A 19,871-nucleotide genomic window follows, 5' to 3' on the forward strand; every position below is an offset into this window, starting at 1 on the left:
CCTATTCCACCACCAGGAAAGATATAAGCTCAAAATCATCGGAGCTTGAGTTGGCAAATTCGTTGTTATATCCTCCGAAGTCAAAGATGGTCATTTCCGCTTTTTTATCCTCATCCCCCTGGATTGCTTCAATCGCCTTATTGAGCAACCTTGAATAAAAGGACATATCCTCGGCATTTTTGGTACGGCTGTTAAATTTTTTGAACAACTCGGGATCAGGCTTTGCTTTGCCATAAGCAATCTTCCTGAACTCCCTTAAGGCCTCACGGGCATTGGCACTGCCGTAGTAAATCTCACCATCATTGCTGATATACATTACATAGTACGGGTAAAGCGAGCTTTCGTTTGCTGGTTTTGCCACCTCGTTTTGATGCCTAAAGCAAAAGATGCAGCCCTTCTTTTCCCCTTCAGTTACAGAGTACACACCCCTGGGTACCCGCATAATCTCTGTGTTATTCTTGATATATCTCGAAAGCTCATAAATGTAATCATTCATATTCAGGTCGGTCAGGGAGATGTTATCATTCAGTTCATCAATTTCGATAACCTCTTTCTGCAACCGTTCCAGCTGTTTTTTTCTGAAGAGAAAATCATTCATTTCAGGGGAGAGAAAATCCTCATCCCCTGAGGCCGTTAAGTTTACCGCCATCATTTTCCCTTTTACCCTCTGTTCAAGCTGTAAATAATCATTGAGAGCCAGATTGGGAAAGAAGTTGATCATAGCAATCTTTTTGTTTTGGCTGCCAATGCGGTCTATCCTGCCGAAACGCTGGATAAGCACAACGGGATTCCACTGGATGTCATAGTTAATGACGGCATCGCAGTCCTGCAGGTTTTGTCCCTCGGAAATACAGTCAGTGGCAATAAGCACATCGATCTGCTCATGCTTCGGCAGGTCCTGACCCAGCTTAGACTTTGGCGAAAAGTGTCGCAGAATGGTGTTAAACTCACAGCGGATATTTTTCATCGTTGTCCGCGGATCTCCAGAACCAGTAATGCATGCTACATTAATTCCATGTTTTGAAAGCTCATCAGCAATGCTGTCATACAGATAATTAGCAGTATCAGCAAAAGCAGAAAAGATAAGCATTTTTCTGTTTCCTGGGTTATAAGGGGTCTTGATGATCTTGTTAACAATAATTTCTTCAAGCTTTTTCAGCTTTGCGTCCCTTTTTTCATTCAATACCTGTAAAACATTCCTGTACAAACCTTCCAACATTTCCTTGTCGTAGTATAAATCCTCCAGGAAATCCGCTGCAATCAAATGTTCCACCTTAATCTCATATTTATAGTCAAGGGTAACATCTTCTTCAACATATTCTTCTCCCGCAAGCTCCACTTCTCCCGAATTACAGCGTGATATGACCTCAATATAGCTGTCAATTCTGGCGATAAGCCTCCTGATGGTTTCACCAAAAGCAAAAACAGAGCTTTCGAGGCGTTTGAACAAGTTAAATCTATGCAAGCGGGCATTGATAAGCTCGCGATTTTCGTGGTAGAACAACACCCTCTCCCCATAGACGGTCTGGTATTTTTTACGGTAATATTCCTTGTATTCGGACTTTATGTAGGACATAGGAGAATAAACCGCCAGTTTCAATGACTCCAATATTTCATTCGTTTCCGCAAAATTAAGCAGTTCTCCTTTTGTATCTATTTCTGGATAATATGTCTCTGGCGGTAGTTTTTCTGGAAATTTGCCAATATTGTCATTTCCGTAGTATCCAGTAATATGTTTTCTGCTCCGAGAAATAGTAACCATCTCCAGCAGTTTATAGAAGTCCGCGGGAAGCCTGTCCAGGAGATCGTTTTTTGACCGTTCTTCAGTTTTAAGCCAGTCATTGATTTCCTTCTGCGTTTTGCGGAGTAGGTTGGATATACTTGGTATTCCCGCTTCTTCAAAGGCATGGTCTCTATCGGCAGTGATAATGCTTATTTGGTTTTTCAGGTCTATGAGCGAGTTGTTGACGGGAGTTGCCGACAGCATCAGTACCTTTGTCCCATGTCCCTTTTTAATAATATCATTCATGAGTTTCATATAGCGGCTCATATGTTCAATGTCTTCGTTTCGGTTGCGGAAGTTATGGGATTCGTCGATGACCACCAGGTCGAAATTGCTCCAGTTCACACGGGATAAATCTATACCGCTTCTGGAATAACCCTTTGTCCTTGTCAAATCTGTATGGCAAAGGATTTTATAGTTAAAGTTATCCTTTATAAAGGCGTTGTCTATGTATGGGTTTTTGAAGGAATCCCAGTTATCATAGAGCTTGGCAGGGCATAAAACCAGCACATTATCTTCCCGAAGCTCGAAGTATTTAATTACGGCCAAAGCCTCAAAGGTTTTTCCCAGACCAACACTGTCGGCAATGATGCACCCATTGTATTTATTTATCTTTTGAATGGCGGAAACAACAGCATCTTTCTGAAAATCATAGAGACTGTTCCAGATGACAGACTTTTTAAAACCTGTTTTATCCTTTTCAAAGCGCTCCACACCACTATCAAGCTGACTGCCGAAAAGCTCTTTCAGTGTAAAATAGTACAGGAATTCGGGAGAATAGTCTTTGTAAACATAATTAAGGCTTTCAAGCAACTGTGTTTTGTAATCCTCGGTATAATCATCGCTGTTCCAGATGATATTAAATAACCTCTGAAAATGCTCAAGCTGCGATTTTTCGGTGACAGCAGAATTAAAATGGATGGGCGCCAGCTCTCCACGCTTTGTTTTCCTCGATACTTCAAGGGATGATGTGCCATGTATAGCAATCTCATCATCAATCATGATAATGTTCCCTGTTATTTTCCCTGGGTCTTTTGCCTTACGCACATTTACATGTTTTTGGATAAAATCATACATGGATTTCGCTTTGGCAAAATGCTGGAGCTTGTTTTTCTGGATGATGTCATACGAATTAAAAAACAAGTCTGTATCGTTTTGCCTAATCTCAAACTCACGAGGCAGTTCGCGCCCAGCAGGCACATAAGCAGTATTGCGTATAATAAAATTGATTTTCTCAACATTTTTAAGATTTTTGGAAAGTTCGCTAAATACCGATAATGTAAGTTTGTCATTAATGATATTTATTTTCCTGCCCTTTCTTTCTTTTAGCACTTCATTTATTTTTGCTATCAATTGTTCATTAGAACTTATAACTTCATTCATTCCGTAAGCCCCCACCATATCTTCGCCTATTTTATGTCTCATGAATGCGTGTCAGTGAATTTTTCGGCATTACGCACATACAACCCTCTTGCAGTTTAACCTCTCTCTAATCTATTTTGTTGCATTTTGAAATATTTGTCCGGCTATTGCTCAAATTATGTGACCGTAACCTGATTTTACTGGGCCGCTTGGCTTGACATTATTTAGGCAATTTAATGGAACTGGAATTTATCCTGTGGGATTTTTCTTTGTTCAGCCATACTTCACAACATTGGTTGCTAATTTAATTAGCTTTTCTGGCACACCTCCCCGGGTAAGAGCAGTGTCTTTCTCTCCATCTACCTGCCGCAGTTACTCTGGGCAACCTTCGGTAGCAAGGACTTTGCTTTGTAACGCAAGCTCAACCAACTGCCCCTAGCCTCATTTGCGGTTCGTTTCCCTCAGAACGAAGATTTGCCGCCGACTTCCTTAGGATCCCATCTCGCAATGGGCACCATTGTCTTAGGCTACAGCTACTGTTACCTTCGCCGTTCGGGACTTTCACCCTAGAGACAACGCCCATGCCGAGCACACATTAAAATAACTTCCGATAACTATAAATTATCGGAAGTTATAACCGAAAATACAGTCATGAATTTTGAAACACGAGAAAAACAAAAAACAGTTCACAAATTTTATAATTTCAAATAATAGGACAACCCGCCATAGTAGAGTCCGTATAATTGTGTAAAAAGGAATTAACAAAAGAAGAGCCAATTCAAAATCCTCAGTTAGAATGAAGCGGCAACAACATTCAACGAGAGGTGATTTTGAAATGGCTCAATACCAGATTAACATTGATTCGAAAATTTTGCATCAACTTTTTTAAGCAATGCAAAAGATAACGGAATACTTTCGATTAAGGCCGCCATCCGTTACGGCGGCGGCTGCCCAATACCGCCTCCGTCAGTTGAAGTGTAGAGGACGTTGGGCCTTTTGAAGATACTATGAAGGAGTATATTCAGCGTTTTATAATTGGAGAAAAGTCGTAGATTTAACTGCTGCTTAAGAACATCTAGCATTCATGTTTTTTCAAAAAACGCCTCCCCTTGAGCAATCTCAAGGGGAGGCGTTCGTTAGACTACTTAGTTTTTCGGGGACTTAGGTATTGATTTCTTTTCTCGCATACCGCTTCGTTTACCTTTAGGTACATAGCCTCGATACCAGCAGTAGAAGCCTCAAAATTAAAGGCATTGTCAATATGAATGCCAATTTTGTCGGCTTCTTGTTCGACGTCGATATTGGCGCCGAGGAAGATAAACTCCCATCCATATTGTTCTTGCTGGCGGCGTATCAGTTCTTTAACTTTTCGGTAGGTGAATTCACGGCTGGCATTTTCCAAACCATCTGTCGTAATAACAAATATTACCTTACCGGGCCGTTCACTTTCATTGGTTTTTGACAGCCTGTAATTAACATCCACAATAGTCTTGCCAATCGCGTCGAGAAGAGCCGTACACCCGCGGACATAATATTCGTTTTCGGTTAGTTTAACACCTTTGACATCGATGCCGTTCCACAAAATTTCATATTCGTGATCAAACAAAATCACCGTAAGTAGTGTCCGCCCTTCCAATTGGGCCTGTTTTGCGATAAATTCATTGAAACCCCTTATGGTAGACCTTTCAAGTCCCCCCATCGAACCGCTCCGGTCGAGCAGAAAAATTATTTCGGTTAAGTTGGCGTTCAAACGTATCACCCCTTAACTTGTTTTGTTTGCTATAATAATAGCTAAAAACAAGTAAGAAGTGGTCGCCTGCGAGGCGACAATGCGGAGGTACGGCCATAATGCTAAGTAAAGAAATACGCCAGGCACTCGCAGAATATGTTAATCAACATAAAAATATATACACTACATACGCTCTCCAGGACAATACACGCGACTACGGTCTTGCTTATAGTATCGCTTACGAAGAAGTTAAAGATTTTATAGAAACCAAGCAAAAGCGAACATTTAAGCAGGTCTTATTCCATTTTATTGACAGCAAAAACATGAGCGACGCGGAAATATATCGCAAGGCAAATATCGACCGCAGGCACTTTCATAAAATCCGCTCAAAACCCGATTATCGTCCCGGCAAAAGCACGATTATCGCCATCGCCTTGGCCCTCGAACTTGATAAAAACGACACGATAACGCTGTTAAATTCCGCCGGTTATACTTTGTCGGACAGTGACGCGTTTGATTTGGTAATCCAATTTTGCCTGGAGAAAAAAATATATGACATCCATGACGTCAATTTGGCACTGGATTTTATGGGGTTAAAACCGTTGACTGGGTGTTAAAAAATAAGGCAGGGTAATGCTGTAAAGCTTTATTATCTATGATTGGTTTGGCCCTTTGGATTTCGCTCTCCACATGGTGCCGGTATAGCACCTCCAGCCCACTGCTCAAGTGGTTTTATTGGCCACGCTCCCTTCAAAAACCTGGTGGGCAATAGGAATACCTTCAGACGTCACTAATAATCCGATGTTAATTTTAATTCATAATTCATAACGTTACGCATAGTTTTCATTTGATGATAAATTTCAGTGGCAAAGTTTTCGATTAGCTCGCGTTCCCAGATGATATTTCGCCATTTCGCCGGTATTTGCCCACCCCGTAATAAGCTCCGGCCAGTTGACCGTATACCGCACCGGTAGTGTCGGCGTCATCCCCTAAGTTTACCGCCAGCAATGCTCCCTCTTCAAAAGTATTCGAGTGATAAAACGCCCATAGACCACATAACCACTTCCCTTTATTTGGGGTGGTTTTTTTATTTTATTTGCAGGCATCAATGCACTCCGCGGCCGCATGGGTCGTACGAGAGCTATCAGCACAATACTTCATTGCCAACGGCGAATTATTGGCGTAGTATAACGCTACCGGGGCCAGCCGCATGATCGACCCGTTTCCGGCAATATGTGGATCTGCCATTGACGTATCAAAAGATATCTTGCTTGCCTTTTGGCAAAGCTTGATTTATAATTTTATCGAACAAATGTTCTTAATTGGAGGTCGCTATGGGTAAGGTTTTTGTCCAAATTACGGCTGAGCATAATGTAAACGGAGAAATCCGCCCCCTGTCCCTGCGCTGGACCAACGGGCGCATCTACCCGATCGACCGAATCCTGGATGTCCGGCCGGCCGCTTCCCTTAAAGGCGGTGGACAAGGCATGCGGTATACCTGCCGGATTGCCGGCAAGGAAGTGTATTTGTTCTGCGACGAAGGCCGCTGGTTTATTGAAAGGTAAGCGCCGTTTGGGGGATGTAGCGTGGATCGCGTTATTCTTCACGTCGATCTGAATAATTTCTATGCCAGCGTCGAGTGTCTCTACCGGCCTGAACTACGGGATAAACCGGTCGCCGTATGCGGCGATGCCGAAGCCCGTCATGGCATTGTCCTTGCCAAAAACTACCCGGCCAAAGCCTATGGCATCAAGACCGGCGATGTCATTTGGGAAGCAAGGCAAAAGTGCCCTGGCCTGGTGATTGTACCGGCAGACTTTGGCAAGTATCTGCGCTTTTCCCGGCTGGCCAGGGCAATATATGACGATTACACCGATCAGGTTGAAAGTTTTGGCATTGACGAGGCCTGGCTGGACGTTACCGGCTCGGTTGGCTTGTTCGGAGATGGCGAAGCGATCGCCGCCGCCATTCGCCGCCGGGTGCGTGAAGAGCTTGGCATAACGGCGTCGGTCGGCGTTTCGTGGAACAAAGTTTTTGCCAAACTGGGCAGCGATCGCCAAAAGCCGGACGCTACCACCGTTATTACCAAAGAGAATTTTCGCGAGATAGTGTGGCCATTGCCGGTGGAGGAACTATTATATGTCGGCCGGTCAACCCGGCGCAAACTGGCCAACCGGGCGATATTCACCATCGGCGATCTAGCCCGGCGCAATGTTGAAAACTTAAGGCTCCTGCTGGGCATTTGGGGCGAAACCCTTTGGGGCTTTGCCAATGGCCTCGATACATCGCCGGTACGCCATAGCGGCGAGGAAAGCATTGTTAAATCCATCGGCAACAGTACGACGACCGTGCGGGACCTGGTTAACATCGAAGATGTCAAGCTGATTGTTTATGTTTTGGCCGAAAGTGTCGCCGCCCGGCTGCGCAGACACGGCCTAAAATGCACGATTGTGGCGATTAGCGTCCGGGATACGGAGCTTTACTCATTCGAAAGACAAGGCAAGCTCGGCAGTCCGACTTTCGTTTCCGGCGATATTGCCCACAAAGCCTTGGAACTCTTTACCGCCAACTATCGCTGGGAAAAGCCGGTCCGCAGCCTGGGCGTACGGGCCGCCGGCCTGGTGACGGCAAGTGGCAACGTCCAGCTTGATCTGTTTAATCCGGACAAAACAAAGGTCGAAAAGCTGGAACGCACCGTCGATGCCATCAGGCGGCGGTTTGGCCATTACAGTATCCAACGGGGAGCGATGCTCATCGATCGGCGGCTAACCGGCTTTAATCCGAAGGACGAGCATGTAATTCATCCGGTTTCTTTTTTCGGGCGATGAGCTCACCAATCAATATGGTCGGGATATTCCACGCCACTAATCCTTATGTCCTCGATTGGACAGTTATATTCTTGCGCCGCCTGTAAAATCTCATTCCGCAAATCGAGATATTCACTGCCCGGCTCCGTCAGAAGTTTTGCCATTTTCGATAGGTTTTTCAGGCGTTTTTCTTTACTCATCTTCAAAAACCGGCAATTGAGCAGATCCACATACTGCGTAGCATAGTTGTAACACACGATGTATTCTTTATTCAGGCTGCCCATCATCCGGCTGTATACACCGGCAGGAACCACGCTTTTAAGGCATTTGGCAACCGCCGCTTGCAACATACGCACCTGGGCGATCGAGTCGTCCCAAATGTTACGTCTGTTTAGCATTATGTCATAAGTTGTCTTGGCCTGCTTGCGGGCATAAAGTTTGACAAAATCGTTTAGCGCGACCATAACGAATAACATTTCCGGCCACAGCACATTAATCTTCAGATAAACGTTTTTACTGCTGGCAATGACCGCCATTTGCCGCATTTTGTCGGCATCCATACCATTGTCGACAAATTCGATGTCGCGATGCCCCATCAGCGCGTGTCGCAAGTCATAACAAACCGCTAGCACCCTAAGGCCGGCACCAGACAATGCTGGCTCCTCCTCTTCGTCGCCAACAACGGTATGCAATGCATCGTACAGCGCTTTAAAATCCAAGTAATCGCCGTAAATCGCCACTCCTGCATTATTGGGGGTATTGGTCACATATATCACGCCGGTGTTCGTCCTTTCTTTTCATATATTTTTCCATAATATTTAGAGCTGTAGCAAAGCCAATGGGGCAGGAAATAAAAAATCAGTCGATAATTATTGGCCATCCATGCATATTAATACCAGCCATCTTTATAACTTATATTTGACGATTGATTCAGTGCACTAGCCAATGGTTGCCACCAAAGAAGTAATTCGTGGCGCCGCCGTTATTGTAACTATAAAAGAGTTATGCTGTTAAAATGTGACCACTCTAAAAATTAGGAGCAAGTCCTAATTTTTACACACCAATTAGGGCTTGATTCTTTTTTGGACAATTCCTTTTTACACAATTATACTGACTTTACCGTCTTAGTCCCTGGAAAACGGAAATATGAAGATGTATTAATTATTTGTTTTCTTCAACGTAAAGATTCTTAGACAATTTGCTGATTGCTCTTTTTTCTATTCTTGAAACATAGGAACGGGAAATACCTAAAAGCTTGGCAATATCACGCTGCGTCTTACGGCTGCCGTCCGGCATGCCGAAACGCATCTCCAATACCCACTTTTCCCGTTTGCTCAGACGGTGAATTTCCTTGCTAAGGCGCTCTGTCTCGCACTGATTTTCCACCGCCTCGGCCACAACATCCGGCGCGGTACCAAGAACATCAATAAGAGTTATCTCGTTGCCTTCTTTGTCGACCCCGATCGGGTCGTATAAGCTAACTTCCGAACGTATTCGCCGTGTGCTTCTTAAGTGCATCAAAATTTCGTTCTCGATGCAGCGGGCTGCATATGTCGCCAGCCTGATTTTCTTGGCTTGGTCAAAAGTATTGATCGCCTTAATCAGTCCAATTGTACCGATGGAAATAAGGTCATCGACATCTTCGCCGGTATTGTCAAATTTTTTGACGATGTGTGCCACCAGTCTAAGATTTCGTTCAATCAAAACATTCTTGGCTTTTTCGTCTCCTGCCTTCAGTCTTTCCAGGTAAATCTGCTCTTCTTTTTCTGAGAGCGGCAACGGAAATGTATTGTTAGTAATATAGGAGACAAGGAGCGCGATTCCCTTTAAAACCGAAGCTGCCAAAACAGCAAAAAAAGATACCAAGCCATTCACCCCCGCTGACAATTCGTCGGTTCATTGTATGGGTGATCGGCCGGTTCTGTGCCTGTCAGCAGCACTTGTTTTCAATGGTTTTTCCTGGCAAAAGCTGAGATACTTGCGCCACTATGGATTAATGCTTTATAATCGCAGCAGGACGGTGATTTTATGGGACAGTTTATTGGCGACATAGGTGTACTTTTTGCCGCCATATTGGTCATCTTATACATGATGTGGGATAAAATTTTTCACGATTAATTCTAACCCGAAACTGATGCCGTTGGCATTGCCATCATTTTCAGGGCGTCTTCCAGTGCCGTGGCAATAATTTTACTTAACTTCATGACAATTGATAGAGGCGTGCTTTGTAAATCTAAATAGCCGATTTTGCCGCCGGCATTGACAACACCAATGATAGAAATATTACCCACACATGGGAGCCGATTGCCGACAGCAATACCTGCTTCTAAGCCGCCTTCCCAAACTTCGATATTGCCGATTTCACTGGCCTTGCCTAAGCAGGCGTCTACGGCAATAATTAGCGGATGGTGATACCGGTTATTGATAATGTTAATTGTTTCTACCAGATTGCCGGCATGCACGGGATGGTCAAGGCAGCCATATACGGTATAGTCGGTGTGCTCTTTTAGATACGATCCTACTAGCGGCCCGAGGGCATCCCCTGTATACCGGTCGGAACCAATACATAAGACGATTAGATGACGTGCATTAATACCTTCCTGCCGGCCAAGCAACGTCATCAGATGGGCCCCAATCACCTGGCGGGCATTCGTATCCTCAAAATGTGCCGTCAGCTTTGTCGCCTTGTTCTTTCCCATCGTCCCTCTCCTTTTAAAACTGTCTTTGTAAACTCTATGCGTGCTGGGAAAGATTTATGGCAAAAAAAACAGCAGGGTATCCATGCTTGTCCCTGTCATTACATATAACTTTTACTTATACCTAAACTTGTATTATTTATAATTATTTATCGCAATTTTATGTGAAATATTTATACAAACCCATGTTATAATTAGCACAGGACAAATCCTAGGAGGTCATAACAATGCAACTTGGGCAGTTTGATTTATTCTGCCAGGTGGCCCGGGTAAAAAGTTTTTCCAAGGCAGCCAAGCTCCTGCATATCTCTCAGCCCGCAATCAGCGCCCAAATCCACTCCATGGAGGAGTATTACGGCATAAAGCTTTTTGAGCGGACACCACACGGCGTTATTCTGACCGAGGCGGGAGCCACCCTTTTTGAATACGCCAAACAAATCCTCGAACTGCATGAAGACCTGGAACGTAAACTCTCGAGTCTCGCTGACGAAAAAAACCAACGGCTTATCATCGGTGCTACCGCTACCGTGGGCAGTCACGCATTGGCCTGCGGCATTTGGACTTTTAAGGACAAATATCCTGAACTGCAAATTAACCTTGAAATTGGCAGTCTGCAGGAGATGATTACCAAAATTTACGATAAAGCAATTGATTTAGCCATTATCGAGTGCCCGGTAGCAAACTACAAAGGACTTACCAAAAAATCCGTTTTTAAAGACGAGTTGGTGGCTATTGTTCCCAACAACGAACAATGGGCCGGGAAAACGAGCGTCACCATTGAGGAGCTTACCAAAAGCCGCCTTATACTACCGGAAGAGGGCTCGGAGCTGCACTATATCCTAGACCAGGCTCTCGAACCGATTAACTTAAAATTTATGAATTTGAAACCGCGTACCACAATTAGCAATTCCAATGCCATTAAGTCGGCAGTAGAAAAAGGCCATGGCGTTTCCATATGTCTCCGTCTGACGGTGCAGAAGGAACTGCGCCATGGAACCCTGCTGGCCTTACCGATAGAAAACATTGATCCAAGCGTCGAATATAACTTAGTATATCGCGACGCCGACTTGTCCGGCATTGCCAAACGTTTCATCAGATTTATAACATTGCCAGGGGAACTAGAAGTTTGCTAGCATTTGGTGATTTTAACCTGCCAAATCCCTTTGTCAACTTCCTCTACATCAAATTTGTAGCCTTGTTTATCCGCCCAGGCCAATAAGTTACGAACTGAGCGACTGAAATCCGATTCGACGACCAGTACATCGCCGCTTTTCAACTTCTCCATCTTGGCTTGGGCCATATGCAGCGGATGGGGGCAAATTTCCCCTAACATATCGAGATAATGTATCGCCATACCATCAACCTCCCATATGGAGTTATTCGCTGCCAAAGCCGCAAAACCTGCAAAAAACCTCTTCGCCATACGGCGAAGAGGTTTTTTGTTCCTGAAACCGCTTAGCTGACTAACGGAAGCTCCTGATATTCAGGCTGCCGAGTTGCTGCCGCCAGTGCTTTCGTAACAAAATCGATATGGTCTTTAAGATCCACGCCCATTGCCTCGGCACTGTTCACTATCGTCTCACGATTGACGGCACGGGCGAAGGCTTTATCCTTCATTTTCTTCATAACCGACTTTACTTCCAGATTATCTAAACTTTTATCCGGACGGACAAGGGCGCAGGCGATAATAAAGCCGGTCAGTTCATCCACCGCCAGCAATGTTTTTTGTAAAAGGGTGCGCTCCCCCTCCCAGTTCCGCGCATGGGACTCGACGTTAGTAATAAATTCATCGTCATAGCCGTAAGAAGCAAGAATTTCTCTGGCATGGTTGGGATGGTCATGGGGAAATTTTTCAAAATCAATATCGTGTAGTAATCCCACCGCTCCCCAATAATCGGGGTCTTCGCCAAATTTTTGCGCGTAAGCGCGCATGGCAATTTCCACGGCTACACAATGTTTTAACAGTGCTTCACCGGTAACGTGTTCTCGTAAAATCTGCCAAGTTTTCGCTCGGGAATACTGCATAACAGCCCTCCTGTTTTAACCTATTTTGGTAAGCATTACCGCTTATATGCAAAATTATACCATTATTTAAAAAGGTTTACTAGCATTGGATGCTGCCATACCTCATAGAGTTACTGCAAAGGAGGGTGCAACATATGTATATTCTTATCGTGATGTTTGCCGGTGTGGGAATGCTGGTCGGCGGCATCTTTCTAATGCGCTTTGGCTTAAAGCGCCTGCTGTGGCGACGTTTTCAGCGCCTTCTTCAATCCATGACGGTAACGGCCTGGCGGGGTCTATTGGTGGGAACGGCAGCAGCAGCGCTTATGCAGAGCAGCACCGCTGTTTCCCTTGTCACTATCGGCCTGGTTAGCGCCGAATACCTCACTTTTTATCAGGGCTTAGGCATTATCCTGGGTGCCAATATCGGGACTTGTTCAACCGTACAGCTCCTAACCATCTCCTTACCGGACCACTACTTTCTTCCCTTGCTAGTTTTGTCGCTTATCATGGCAGTTTTTTCCCAAAAACTGCGCTATGTCAGCCTGGCTGTTGCCGGATTGGCCAGCATGTTCATTGGTCTCAGCCTTATCTCCGATTTAATTGGCCAGCTTCCCCAAATAGAGACAATCATTGATTACCTTACCAAGGAGCGGTCCAACCCTTTGTACGGTATTATGGGCGGAATCATTCTCACCTTTCTCTTCCAGTCGAGCAGCGCCGCCACCGGGGCGCTAATGGTACTCGCCGCCGATGGCATCATTGATTTAACAACCGCCGCCTATGTCGTTTACGGCAATAATATTGGCTCCTGTCTTTCATCTGTAATCGTCGGCAGTGCCGCCCCGCTCGCGGCGAAGCGAGTAGCTGCCGCCCATATCATATTAAATGTTGCAGGCGCACTGATTTTTTTACCCCTAACGGAGCTGCTGACAAGCGTCGCCGCCTGGATTACGGCTGACTTCGGCGCACAGGTAGCCATGGTCCATACTCTTTTCAACATTATTTCGTCACTGGCAGTACTGCCGTTTATCCGTCAATTCTCCCGCTTAATCGCCGCTCTGGTACCTGGACGCGGCTAAACTACCAAAAACTAAAAAATCTCTTCGCCAAAACAAAATTAGCAGATAAAGCCCGATAGTCGTTATAACAATCGTGCCGCCCGGCGCAATATCAAGATAGAAAGCAAAAACAAGGCCGCCGATGACGGACAGAATGGAAAAAACGATCGCCCAGGCCAAGGTCGCTTTGAAACCGCGGCGAAGAAGGTGCGCCGCAGCAACGGGAACAACCATGAGAGCACTTACCAGTAAAATCCCCACGACCGTCATGCCGATGACGACGACCAGCGCGGTCAACACGCTGAACAGCATATTAATCGCGCCGGTATTGACGCCGGACACAATCGCTACCTCTTCGTCCAGCGCCAACAGCATCAACTTGTCAAAATACCGGTAAATTACCGCCACGACGACGGCGCCGCAAAAGGCTATAAGCATAAGATCTATGGTCGTAACAGTCATGATACTGCCAAAAAGAAAACTAAGCAGCCCGGCGCCGCTCATACGCGTCATGGTACTGAAAATGATGGCCAAAGCAATGCCGGCATAGAAAAAGATGGCCAAAACCATATCAGCGAACTGACTGTGCCACCGTCTGACAAACTCAATGCCCACGGCGCCAGCAACAGTAAGCAGTGCGGCGGCGACAACAGGGTTACACCCTATGAGATATCCGCCCGTCACGCCAGCAAAGGCGATGTGACCCAGCCCATCGCCAATAAGCGACTGCCGGCGGATAACAACAAACATACCAATCAGCGGGCAGACAATGGCGGTAATGAGACCCGCGGCAAGTGCTCGCTGCATAAAGTCGTATTGGAGAAATTCCATCTTTTCACCTCCCGGTTTCATACCAAAAGTGGCGTACTGGCATGTGGCTATCGCGAAACTCACGGCCACTGCCCAAAAAACATAATCCCCGATTGATGCAGGCCACCCGCGAAGCCCAGCAGGTGGCTTTTTCAATGTCGTGGGAAACCATGACAACCGTAATCCCCAAGTTGCGATTCAACGTTCCCAACAGTTCGTATATTTTGGCGCTGGCATCAGCATCAATGCCGCTAGTCGGCTCGTCTAACAAAAGGAGCCTGGGGTTGCCGGCCAAAGCTCGCGCCACCATCACTCGCTGCAGCTGCCCGCCGCTGAGTTCACCGATACGCCTTGAGCGCAGGTCAGCCATATCAACAAGTTCCAACATATGTTCTACAATATGGGTGGCTAACTGCTTGCTGGGCCTGGTAACGCCGCCTGTGACCAAACCCAATGCCACTACTTCCTCCACTGTTGCCGGAAAACCGGCCGAGTTCTTTCCGTAGGTCTGCGGTACATAACCAATTAGTCCCTGCCTTTGCGCTTCCCTTACCGACTGTCCGTCGATGCGAACTTCGCCGCCCTGTGGCCTAGCGATTCCCGCCATTATTTTTAGCAACGTACTTTTACCAGCCCCGTTGGGACCGACAACGACGAGAAAATCACCGCTGGCTACCACTAAAGATATATTGTTAAGCACGGGATGATCATCGTAGGCAAAGCATACGCCATCAAGCTGCACCATGCACATTTATTGCCCTCCTAACCCTGCCGGCACTGCGCGCAAAGACCGAACAACTCAATATTGTGCCGGACAAGTTCATACCCATGCTGGCGAAGCATAATTAAAAATTCAGGATCAATAGGACAAAATTCCAAGCAAGCCGCTTCACCGCACTTTATGCAAGTAATATGGTGATGATGCCGGGATGAGGAAGCTACCTCATACCGAGTTCCGTTCTTACCCAGCCCGACAATAGGAATTAACAGCCCCATTTCAACCAAAATATTCAGGTTACGGTAAATTGTATCGAGACCAACGTCTGGATACTGATGACGGACTTCACGCCATATTTCCGCCGCTGTCAAGTTCTTCGCCGTTTGGAGTATCCGCTCTAAAATTGCCCGCCGCTGCGGTGTAATGCGATACCCCTTTTCCTTAAGCTGCTGCACCAGGTCATTTAACATGATAATTCACTCCGCTTCTAATCAAAATATATACGATTCATCACAAATAGGAACTTTCTTACTAAAAGCATAAAAAAAAATTTGCCCAGTCTTTTCTTTATTCTTCTACCATTAAACACAGGCTATGCAAACATTCTGTCATACAGCAATTTTTGCTCAAATAGAGGAAAAATAAAAGGAGGCGCCTGGCCTCCAAATCTTATAACACCCGACGCGCTCCTACATAACGCGGCCCCCAGTAACTGCTATCCATGCGATCGATGACCACACCACGGCTGGACGTAGCGCTGATAAAATTGCCATCTCCCAAGTAAATACCGCTGTGCGAAGGACCAGGAGCATAAGTGGAAAAGAAAACCATGTCGCCAGGCTGTAATCTTGAATAAGATACAGGTTGACCCACTTCAAACTGCGCGTCAGCCGTTCTCGGCAAGTATACGCCCGCCCGGGCATACACAAACCGGGTAAAGCCGGAACAGTCGAACCCATCAGGAGTCGTACCGCCAAAAACATAGGGAACGCCGATATAACGCATGGCCGTCTGAATGACCCGCCGGGCAGCGCTACTATCACGGCTAACCGGCATGTCCCGTCCCATGAGAGCGCGGTAGGTCTGGGCCCCGACAACGCCATCCGCTTCCAAGCCCCGGTCTTTTTGGAAGGCGATTACGGCGCTTTTGGTCGCCTGGCCGAAGTCGCCGTCAACCTCCAGCCGATAGCCAAGCTCTCTAAGCCGGGCCTGAATAGCGGCTATTTCCGGGCCTTGATCCCCTTCTTCATAGACTCCTGAGGCGTGGGCGAAGGTTGCTGTCATAAACAGCAGCAAAAAAAGAACCATCGTCCGAAACACTTTACCCAAGACAATTCTCCTCTCTAAGCCGACGAGGTTAGCTGACGGGTTAGGGTTGAAGGCACCCCACTCCTAAAGAGTTTCACCCCAGTAATGGTTCCCCCGCTCCTGAGCTGGATTAGGCTTTATATAGCTCACCTGAATTATTCGCTATTTTTGTACATAATCCTTCTAAATGGTTTTTCTTGAAAAAATTTCCGGTTTCTCATTTTTTACTATATCTACAGGAAAACCACGATTCATCAGCGAATTGCTAAGTGAAAGGAGTGTCGCCATGCTTTCCGACGCATTTCGTTATCAGATCGAAACAAAAATCACAGAAGGTCTTCGTTTGTCCCGTGATGAAGGACTTGCACTCCTCCACTCACATGATTTGGCCTGGCTAGGCTATCTTGCCAACAAAGTTCGTCAACGGGTCAGCGGCGATTATGTATATTTTAATGTTAACCGGCATATTAACCTGACAAATGTCTGCACTGCCCGTTGTAAATTTTGCGCTTTCGGCTGTGACAACTCCAGTCCGCAAGCCTACAGCATGACCAAAGAACATGTCCTCCGTATCGCCCGCCAAGCGGCTGAGGACCCTGATTTGCGCGAACTACACATCGTTAGCGGTTTACACCCCGACTGGCCTTTTGAATATTATGTCGATATTATCGCCACCGTTAAAGAAGCCTTGCCCCATCTACATCTTAAAGCATTCACTGCTGTTGAAATTCACTATTTTGCCAAGATATCCGGCAAATCGGTGGAAGAAGTGCTGAAAACCCTGAAGAAGGCTGGCCTTGGATCTATGCCGGGCGGCGGAGCGGAAATCTTTAGCCCCCGGGTGCGGAGCCTTCTTTGTCCAAATAAGGCCAGCGGTGAAGACTGGCTCGCTATCATGCGCACGGCCCATCGTCTCGGTATCCGGACAAATGCCAGCATGCTCTACGGCCATATCGAAACACCAGAGGAACGCATTGACCACCTTTTGGCGCTTCGCGACCTGCAGGATGAGACCGGGGGCTTCCAAACGTTTATCGGTCTGGCCTTTCATCCGAAAAATACCGCATTAGAAAGCCAGGTCACGCGGGTTCCAGCCTGGGAAGACCTGAAAATGATAGCGCTTGCCCGTCTCATGCTCGATAACTTTAAACACATCAAAGCTTATTGGGTTATGCTTACCTTGCCGATTGCCCAGTTGGCGCTGGCCTTTGGCGCCAATGATTTGGATGGAACGGTAAACGAGGAAAAAATCACACATGCGGCCGGCGGTAAGTCTGAGCAGTCGCTAAGCATCGAACGGCTGGTCAATGTCATCCGTCAAGCCGGGCGCATTCCTGTTGAGCGGGATTCACTGTATAATATTGTTAAAATTTACAGACAATAAAAAACAGCCTTTTTCTAGGCTGAATTTTATTGCCTGTTGATATCTTGCCGCAGTACCGCCGCGCCGTGTAGATACACATGCCTGATCTTCCCCTGAGGAAGGTCGGTATTCCACAGTATGAGTACCCGGATGCACCTAGCCAAACCTGTAGGATTATCAATTTCCTGGGTGCCGAATAGCGGCACTTCCGTCCAACCCAAAATCCGGGCCCCTGCGGCAGGATACATGCTATTTAAATCGGGTGTAGAACTAAAAATTACCGCTCCGATATCGGCCGTATCGATTCCATTCTCCCGGACAAGAACTGTTAATAGTTCGCGAACTCGCTCCTGTATATTTTCCGGCGTATTCGCATCTACTGTTGTCGCTCCCCGGACTCCGCGCAGCAACGTAATCGCTCCTTTCCGCCTGATTTTTTTATATTTCATCTATTCGTTGTCTTGTTCGCTTTTCCTTTCGTCATTGAGTTTATTACACCGGCAAGAACCGCAATAGTGACATTTCCACCAACCGCATTCAGGACATACTTCATTTTTGTCCGTCAATTCAATGTAACGGCCTTCCTGACGGTCTTTCCAGCAGAAAGTGCTGCCGCAGCCTTTAAGCAAACAAATAAATTTTTAAAATTCATGTCCTTCCCCCCCATGATATAGTTATGAGGAGAAACAATCTTAAATGCAAAATTACCCCAAGGATAATAACGCCCAGCCAGGCGCACCAAATAAGCCTGAAAAACTGAATAGTTTTCTGACTGTTTGCCTCTCTTTTTTCGGCAACAGACCACTTTCCATCAGCATCCAGTCGACAAAGCAGCCATAGCCCCGCGTTGGGTCGTGGATAAAGACATGCGTTACCGCACCGACGATTTTGCCATTTTGTATAATAGGGCTGCCGCTCATGCCTTGGACAATGCCACCCGTCTTTTCAAGCAATCGACTGTCGGTCACTTTAATTACCAACCCTTTGCCTTCCGGTACCTCCTGAAGATTTACTTTTTGGATTTCAATGCTGAACCGCTCAATGGTCTGCCCGTCAATCACGGTGAGCATTTCGGCCGGGCCTGTCTGCACTTGGCTCATCGACGCCACGGCGATAGCTTCATGAAATAAGTTGTTTTCAATCAACGTTTCCAGTTTGCCGTAAATGCCAAAGGGCGTGTTTTTACGGATGTCACCCAGCATTTGCCCTTCTTCAATAAAAACGCCGATTTTTTCCCCGGGCTGGCCCCGTTTACCATGCTGGATACCCGACACTGTTGCCAGAACAATTTTGCCTTGTTCACAATCAATGGGTTGGTTCGTATCTGAATCGGTGATAATATGACCCAAGGCGCCATATGTTCGGGATACAGGTTCGTAAAAAGTTAATGTACCCACACCTGCTGCGCTATCGCGGACAAAAAGGCCGATACGATATCTTTTGGTGTCGCTGCATAAAACTGGTGTCACCGTGACTTGCGCGCGGGAATCGCCCCGTTTTATTAAAATATCTACCGGACTTTTCTCTTTGCCGGCCTCATTGATGATTTCCGCTACCTGCGCATCGTTATTAACCGGGGTACCGTTAATGCTTAAAATGACGTCCCCAACAGCGATACCGGCGTCTTTGGCGGGAGTGTAATATTGGCCGTCTTGGCTGAGAACCGGCGAATTGCCAACTACTATCACTCCCTGAGAGTGAAGGACGACCCCGATGGAATGACCTCCCGGCACTAGTTTAAGCGGCGGCGTCACGTCTACTTGCACTGTCCGCACGGGAATAAGGCCGAGCAACCTAAACTCGACAACTGCTTTACCCAGTTTTACCGGCTGCAGCGATACCGGCCGGGAAAGGGCATATAGCGGTGTATCGGAATGAAGGCGAATGCTTGGGTCAAAATCGGAATTGACTGTTACCGTCAGCGGAAAATTGACGGTAAACAACGCCGTTTCCCCTTCTATTATACGCATATGGGGAGGAAGACTATAAATATGGCGGAACTGCGGCGTTAAGCAAAAGGCAACAATGCTGATTGCAATTATAATTCCGGTCACAAAGCGCCAGTTGATGCCTCTCATACCCTTGCCATCACTCCTTGCTTTAAATTCCCAGGTGCGGACGATCGTTGTGCTGTTTTTTGTTTACCTGATTTTATAAATTCCCGAAAGAATTCGGGATTATTCCGGAATTTATAGCATAAATTGACTTTAAGCGAGGTTTACTCTGTTTT

At 46.4% G+C, this 19,871-nt stretch carries 20 protein-coding genes, 1 pseudogene and 1 riboswitch; of the genes and pseudogenes, 6 read left to right on the top strand and 15 right to left on the bottom strand.

Annotated elements, in window-relative coordinates; translation table 11 throughout:
• Position 1: 1 nt before the first annotated feature.
• Together TCARDRAFT_RS06165 and TCARDRAFT_RS06170 are read right to left on the bottom strand one after the other, a co-directional pair.
• Positions 2 to 3,166, bottom strand: coding sequence for a DEAD/DEAH box helicase (locus TCARDRAFT_RS06165; RefSeq protein ID WP_007289144.1), 3,165 nt, complete (start codon positions 3,164 to 3,166; stop codon positions 2 to 4).
• A 1,120-nt stretch (positions 3,167 to 4,286) separates the two neighbouring features.
• Positions 4,287 to 4,895: a vWA domain-containing protein gene (locus TCARDRAFT_RS06170; protein ID WP_040683120.1), complete on the bottom strand. Its 609-nt coding sequence runs from the start codon at positions 4,893 to 4,895 to the stop codon at positions 4,287 to 4,289.
• A 98-nt stretch (positions 4,896 to 4,993) separates the two neighbouring features.
• Here TCARDRAFT_RS06170 and TCARDRAFT_RS06175 point away from each other — a divergent pair, with 98 nt between their 5' ends.
• Positions 4,994 to 5,491, top strand: a complete 498-nt coding sequence (locus TCARDRAFT_RS06175; protein WP_007289146.1) for a hypothetical protein — start codon at positions 4,994 to 4,996, stop codon at positions 5,489 to 5,491.
• Positions 5,492 to 5,753: 262 nt separating this feature from the next.
• Here the strand turns inward: TCARDRAFT_RS06175 and TCARDRAFT_RS16380 are convergent.
• Positions 5,754 to 5,918: pseudogene (locus TCARDRAFT_RS16380) on the bottom strand (ADP-ribosylglycohydrolase family protein); the annotation flags it as partial.
• Positions 5,919 to 5,966: 48 nt separating this feature from the next.
• Positions 5,967 to 6,122: an ADP-ribosylglycohydrolase family protein gene (locus TCARDRAFT_RS16385; protein WP_198003899.1), complete on the bottom strand. Its 156-nt coding sequence runs from the start codon at positions 6,120 to 6,122 to the stop codon at positions 5,967 to 5,969.
• Positions 6,123 to 6,208: 86 nt separating this feature from the next.
• Between TCARDRAFT_RS16385 and TCARDRAFT_RS06180 the strand changes: the two genes are divergently transcribed.
• On the top strand, positions 6,209 to 6,439 hold the full coding sequence (locus TCARDRAFT_RS06180) for a hypothetical protein (RefSeq protein WP_007289148.1): 231 nt from the start codon (positions 6,209 to 6,211) through the stop codon (positions 6,437 to 6,439).
• A gap of 21 nt (positions 6,440 to 6,460) precedes the next feature.
• Positions 6,461 to 7,702: a DNA polymerase IV gene (gene dinB / locus TCARDRAFT_RS06185; RefSeq protein WP_007289149.1), complete on the top strand. Its 1,242-nt coding sequence runs from the start codon at positions 6,461 to 6,463 to the stop codon at positions 7,700 to 7,702.
• Positions 7,703 to 7,704: 2 nt separating this feature from the next.
• On the opposite strand, the gene TCARDRAFT_RS06190 is transcribed toward dinB, so the two are convergent.
• The 3 genes from TCARDRAFT_RS06190 to yyaC all read right to left on the bottom strand — a co-directional run bounded on the left by TCARDRAFT_RS06190 (position 7,705) and on the right by yyaC (position 10,380).
• Positions 7,705 to 8,457 (bottom strand): DUF6904 family protein, encoded by a 753-nt coding sequence (locus TCARDRAFT_RS06190; protein ID WP_007289150.1) that lies wholly within the window; start codon positions 8,455 to 8,457, stop codon positions 7,705 to 7,707.
• A 385-nt stretch (positions 8,458 to 8,842) separates the two neighbouring features.
• A complete protein-coding gene (gene sigK, locus TCARDRAFT_RS06195; RefSeq protein WP_007289151.1) occupies positions 8,843 to 9,547 on the bottom strand; it encodes an RNA polymerase sporulation sigma factor SigK in 705 nt (234 codons plus the stop codon).
• Positions 9,548 to 9,801: 254 nt separating this feature from the next.
• Positions 9,802 to 10,380 (bottom strand): spore protease YyaC, encoded by a 579-nt coding sequence (yyaC, locus tag TCARDRAFT_RS06200; RefSeq protein ID WP_007289152.1) that lies wholly within the window; start codon positions 10,378 to 10,380, stop codon positions 9,802 to 9,804.
• A 224-nt stretch (positions 10,381 to 10,604) separates the two neighbouring features.
• Between yyaC and TCARDRAFT_RS06205 the strand changes: the two genes are divergently transcribed.
• Positions 10,605 to 11,510 (top strand): LysR family transcriptional regulator, encoded by a 906-nt coding sequence (locus tag TCARDRAFT_RS06205; protein WP_007289153.1) that lies wholly within the window; start codon positions 10,605 to 10,607, stop codon positions 11,508 to 11,510.
• Here TCARDRAFT_RS06205 and TCARDRAFT_RS06210 read toward each other — a convergent pair.
• Both TCARDRAFT_RS06210 and TCARDRAFT_RS06215 read right to left on the bottom strand, forming a co-directional pair.
• A complete protein-coding gene (locus TCARDRAFT_RS06210; protein ID WP_040683121.1) occupies positions 11,507 to 11,731 on the bottom strand; it encodes a sulfurtransferase TusA family protein in 225 nt (74 codons plus the stop codon). The two genes, TCARDRAFT_RS06205 and TCARDRAFT_RS06210, sit on opposite strands and share 4 nt — an antisense overlap.
• A 101-nt stretch (positions 11,732 to 11,832) precedes the next feature.
• Positions 11,833 to 12,402: an HD domain-containing protein gene (locus TCARDRAFT_RS06215; RefSeq protein WP_007289154.1), complete on the bottom strand. Its 570-nt coding sequence runs from the start codon at positions 12,400 to 12,402 to the stop codon at positions 11,833 to 11,835.
• 134 nt (positions 12,403 to 12,536) lie between these two features.
• Between TCARDRAFT_RS06215 and TCARDRAFT_RS06220 the strand changes: the two genes are divergently transcribed.
• On the top strand, positions 12,537 to 13,463 hold the full coding sequence (locus TCARDRAFT_RS06220; protein WP_007289156.1) for a Na/Pi cotransporter family protein: 927 nt from the start codon (positions 12,537 to 12,539) through the stop codon (positions 13,461 to 13,463).
• Here TCARDRAFT_RS06220 and TCARDRAFT_RS06225 read toward each other — a convergent pair.
• The 4 genes from TCARDRAFT_RS06225 to TCARDRAFT_RS06240 form a co-directional block, all read right to left on the bottom strand.
• The gene (locus tag TCARDRAFT_RS06225; RefSeq protein WP_007289155.1) at positions 13,431 to 14,273 is read right to left on the bottom strand and encodes a metal ABC transporter permease; all 843 of its coding nucleotides are present in this window, start codon (positions 14,271 to 14,273) and stop codon (positions 13,431 to 13,433) included. The two genes, TCARDRAFT_RS06220 and TCARDRAFT_RS06225, sit on opposite strands and share 33 nt — an antisense overlap.
• 4 nt (positions 14,274 to 14,277) lie before the next feature.
• Positions 14,278 to 15,003 carry a metal ABC transporter ATP-binding protein gene (locus TCARDRAFT_RS06230; protein WP_007289157.1) on the bottom strand — a complete coding sequence of 242 codons (726 nt, stop codon included), beginning with the start codon at positions 15,001 to 15,003 and terminating at the stop codon, positions 14,278 to 14,280.
• Positions 15,004 to 15,014: 11 nt separating this feature from the next.
• Positions 15,015 to 15,440: a Fur family transcriptional regulator gene (locus tag TCARDRAFT_RS06235; RefSeq protein ID WP_007289200.1), complete on the bottom strand. Its 426-nt coding sequence runs from the start codon at positions 15,438 to 15,440 to the stop codon at positions 15,015 to 15,017.
• 199 nt (positions 15,441 to 15,639) lie between these two features.
• Entirely contained in the window at positions 15,640 to 16,299 is a 660-nt protein-coding gene (locus TCARDRAFT_RS06240; RefSeq protein ID WP_007289158.1) for a C40 family peptidase, read from the bottom strand.
• A gap of 2 nt (positions 16,300 to 16,301) precedes the next feature.
• Positions 16,302 to 16,425: riboswitch (cyclic di-AMP (ydaO/yuaA leader) on the bottom strand.
• A gap of 139 nt (positions 16,426 to 16,564) precedes the next feature.
• Here TCARDRAFT_RS06240 and mqnE point away from each other — a divergent pair.
• On the top strand, positions 16,565 to 17,662 hold the full coding sequence (mqnE, locus tag TCARDRAFT_RS06245; RefSeq protein WP_007289159.1) for an aminofutalosine synthase MqnE: 1,098 nt from the start codon (positions 16,565 to 16,567) through the stop codon (positions 17,660 to 17,662).
• 26 nt (positions 17,663 to 17,688) lie between these two features.
• Here mqnE and aroH read toward each other — a convergent pair whose 3' ends face one another.
• Both aroH and spoIVB read right to left on the bottom strand, forming a co-directional pair.
• On the bottom strand, positions 17,689 to 18,051 hold the full coding sequence (aroH, locus tag TCARDRAFT_RS06250; RefSeq protein WP_007289160.1) for a chorismate mutase: 363 nt from the start codon (positions 18,049 to 18,051) through the stop codon (positions 17,689 to 17,691).
• Positions 18,052 to 18,345: 294 nt separating this feature from the next.
• Complete coding sequence (spoIVB, locus tag TCARDRAFT_RS06255) at positions 18,346 to 19,719, bottom strand: SpoIVB peptidase (RefSeq protein WP_007289161.1); 1,374 nt, start codon at positions 19,717 to 19,719, stop codon at positions 18,346 to 18,348.
• Between the last annotated feature and the right edge of the window lie 152 nt (positions 19,720 to 19,871).

It is taken from the genome of Thermosinus carboxydivorans Nor1, from assembly GCF_000169155.1.
Taxonomy (GTDB): Bacteria; Bacillota; Negativicutes; order Sporomusales; family Thermosinaceae; genus Thermosinus; species Thermosinus carboxydivorans.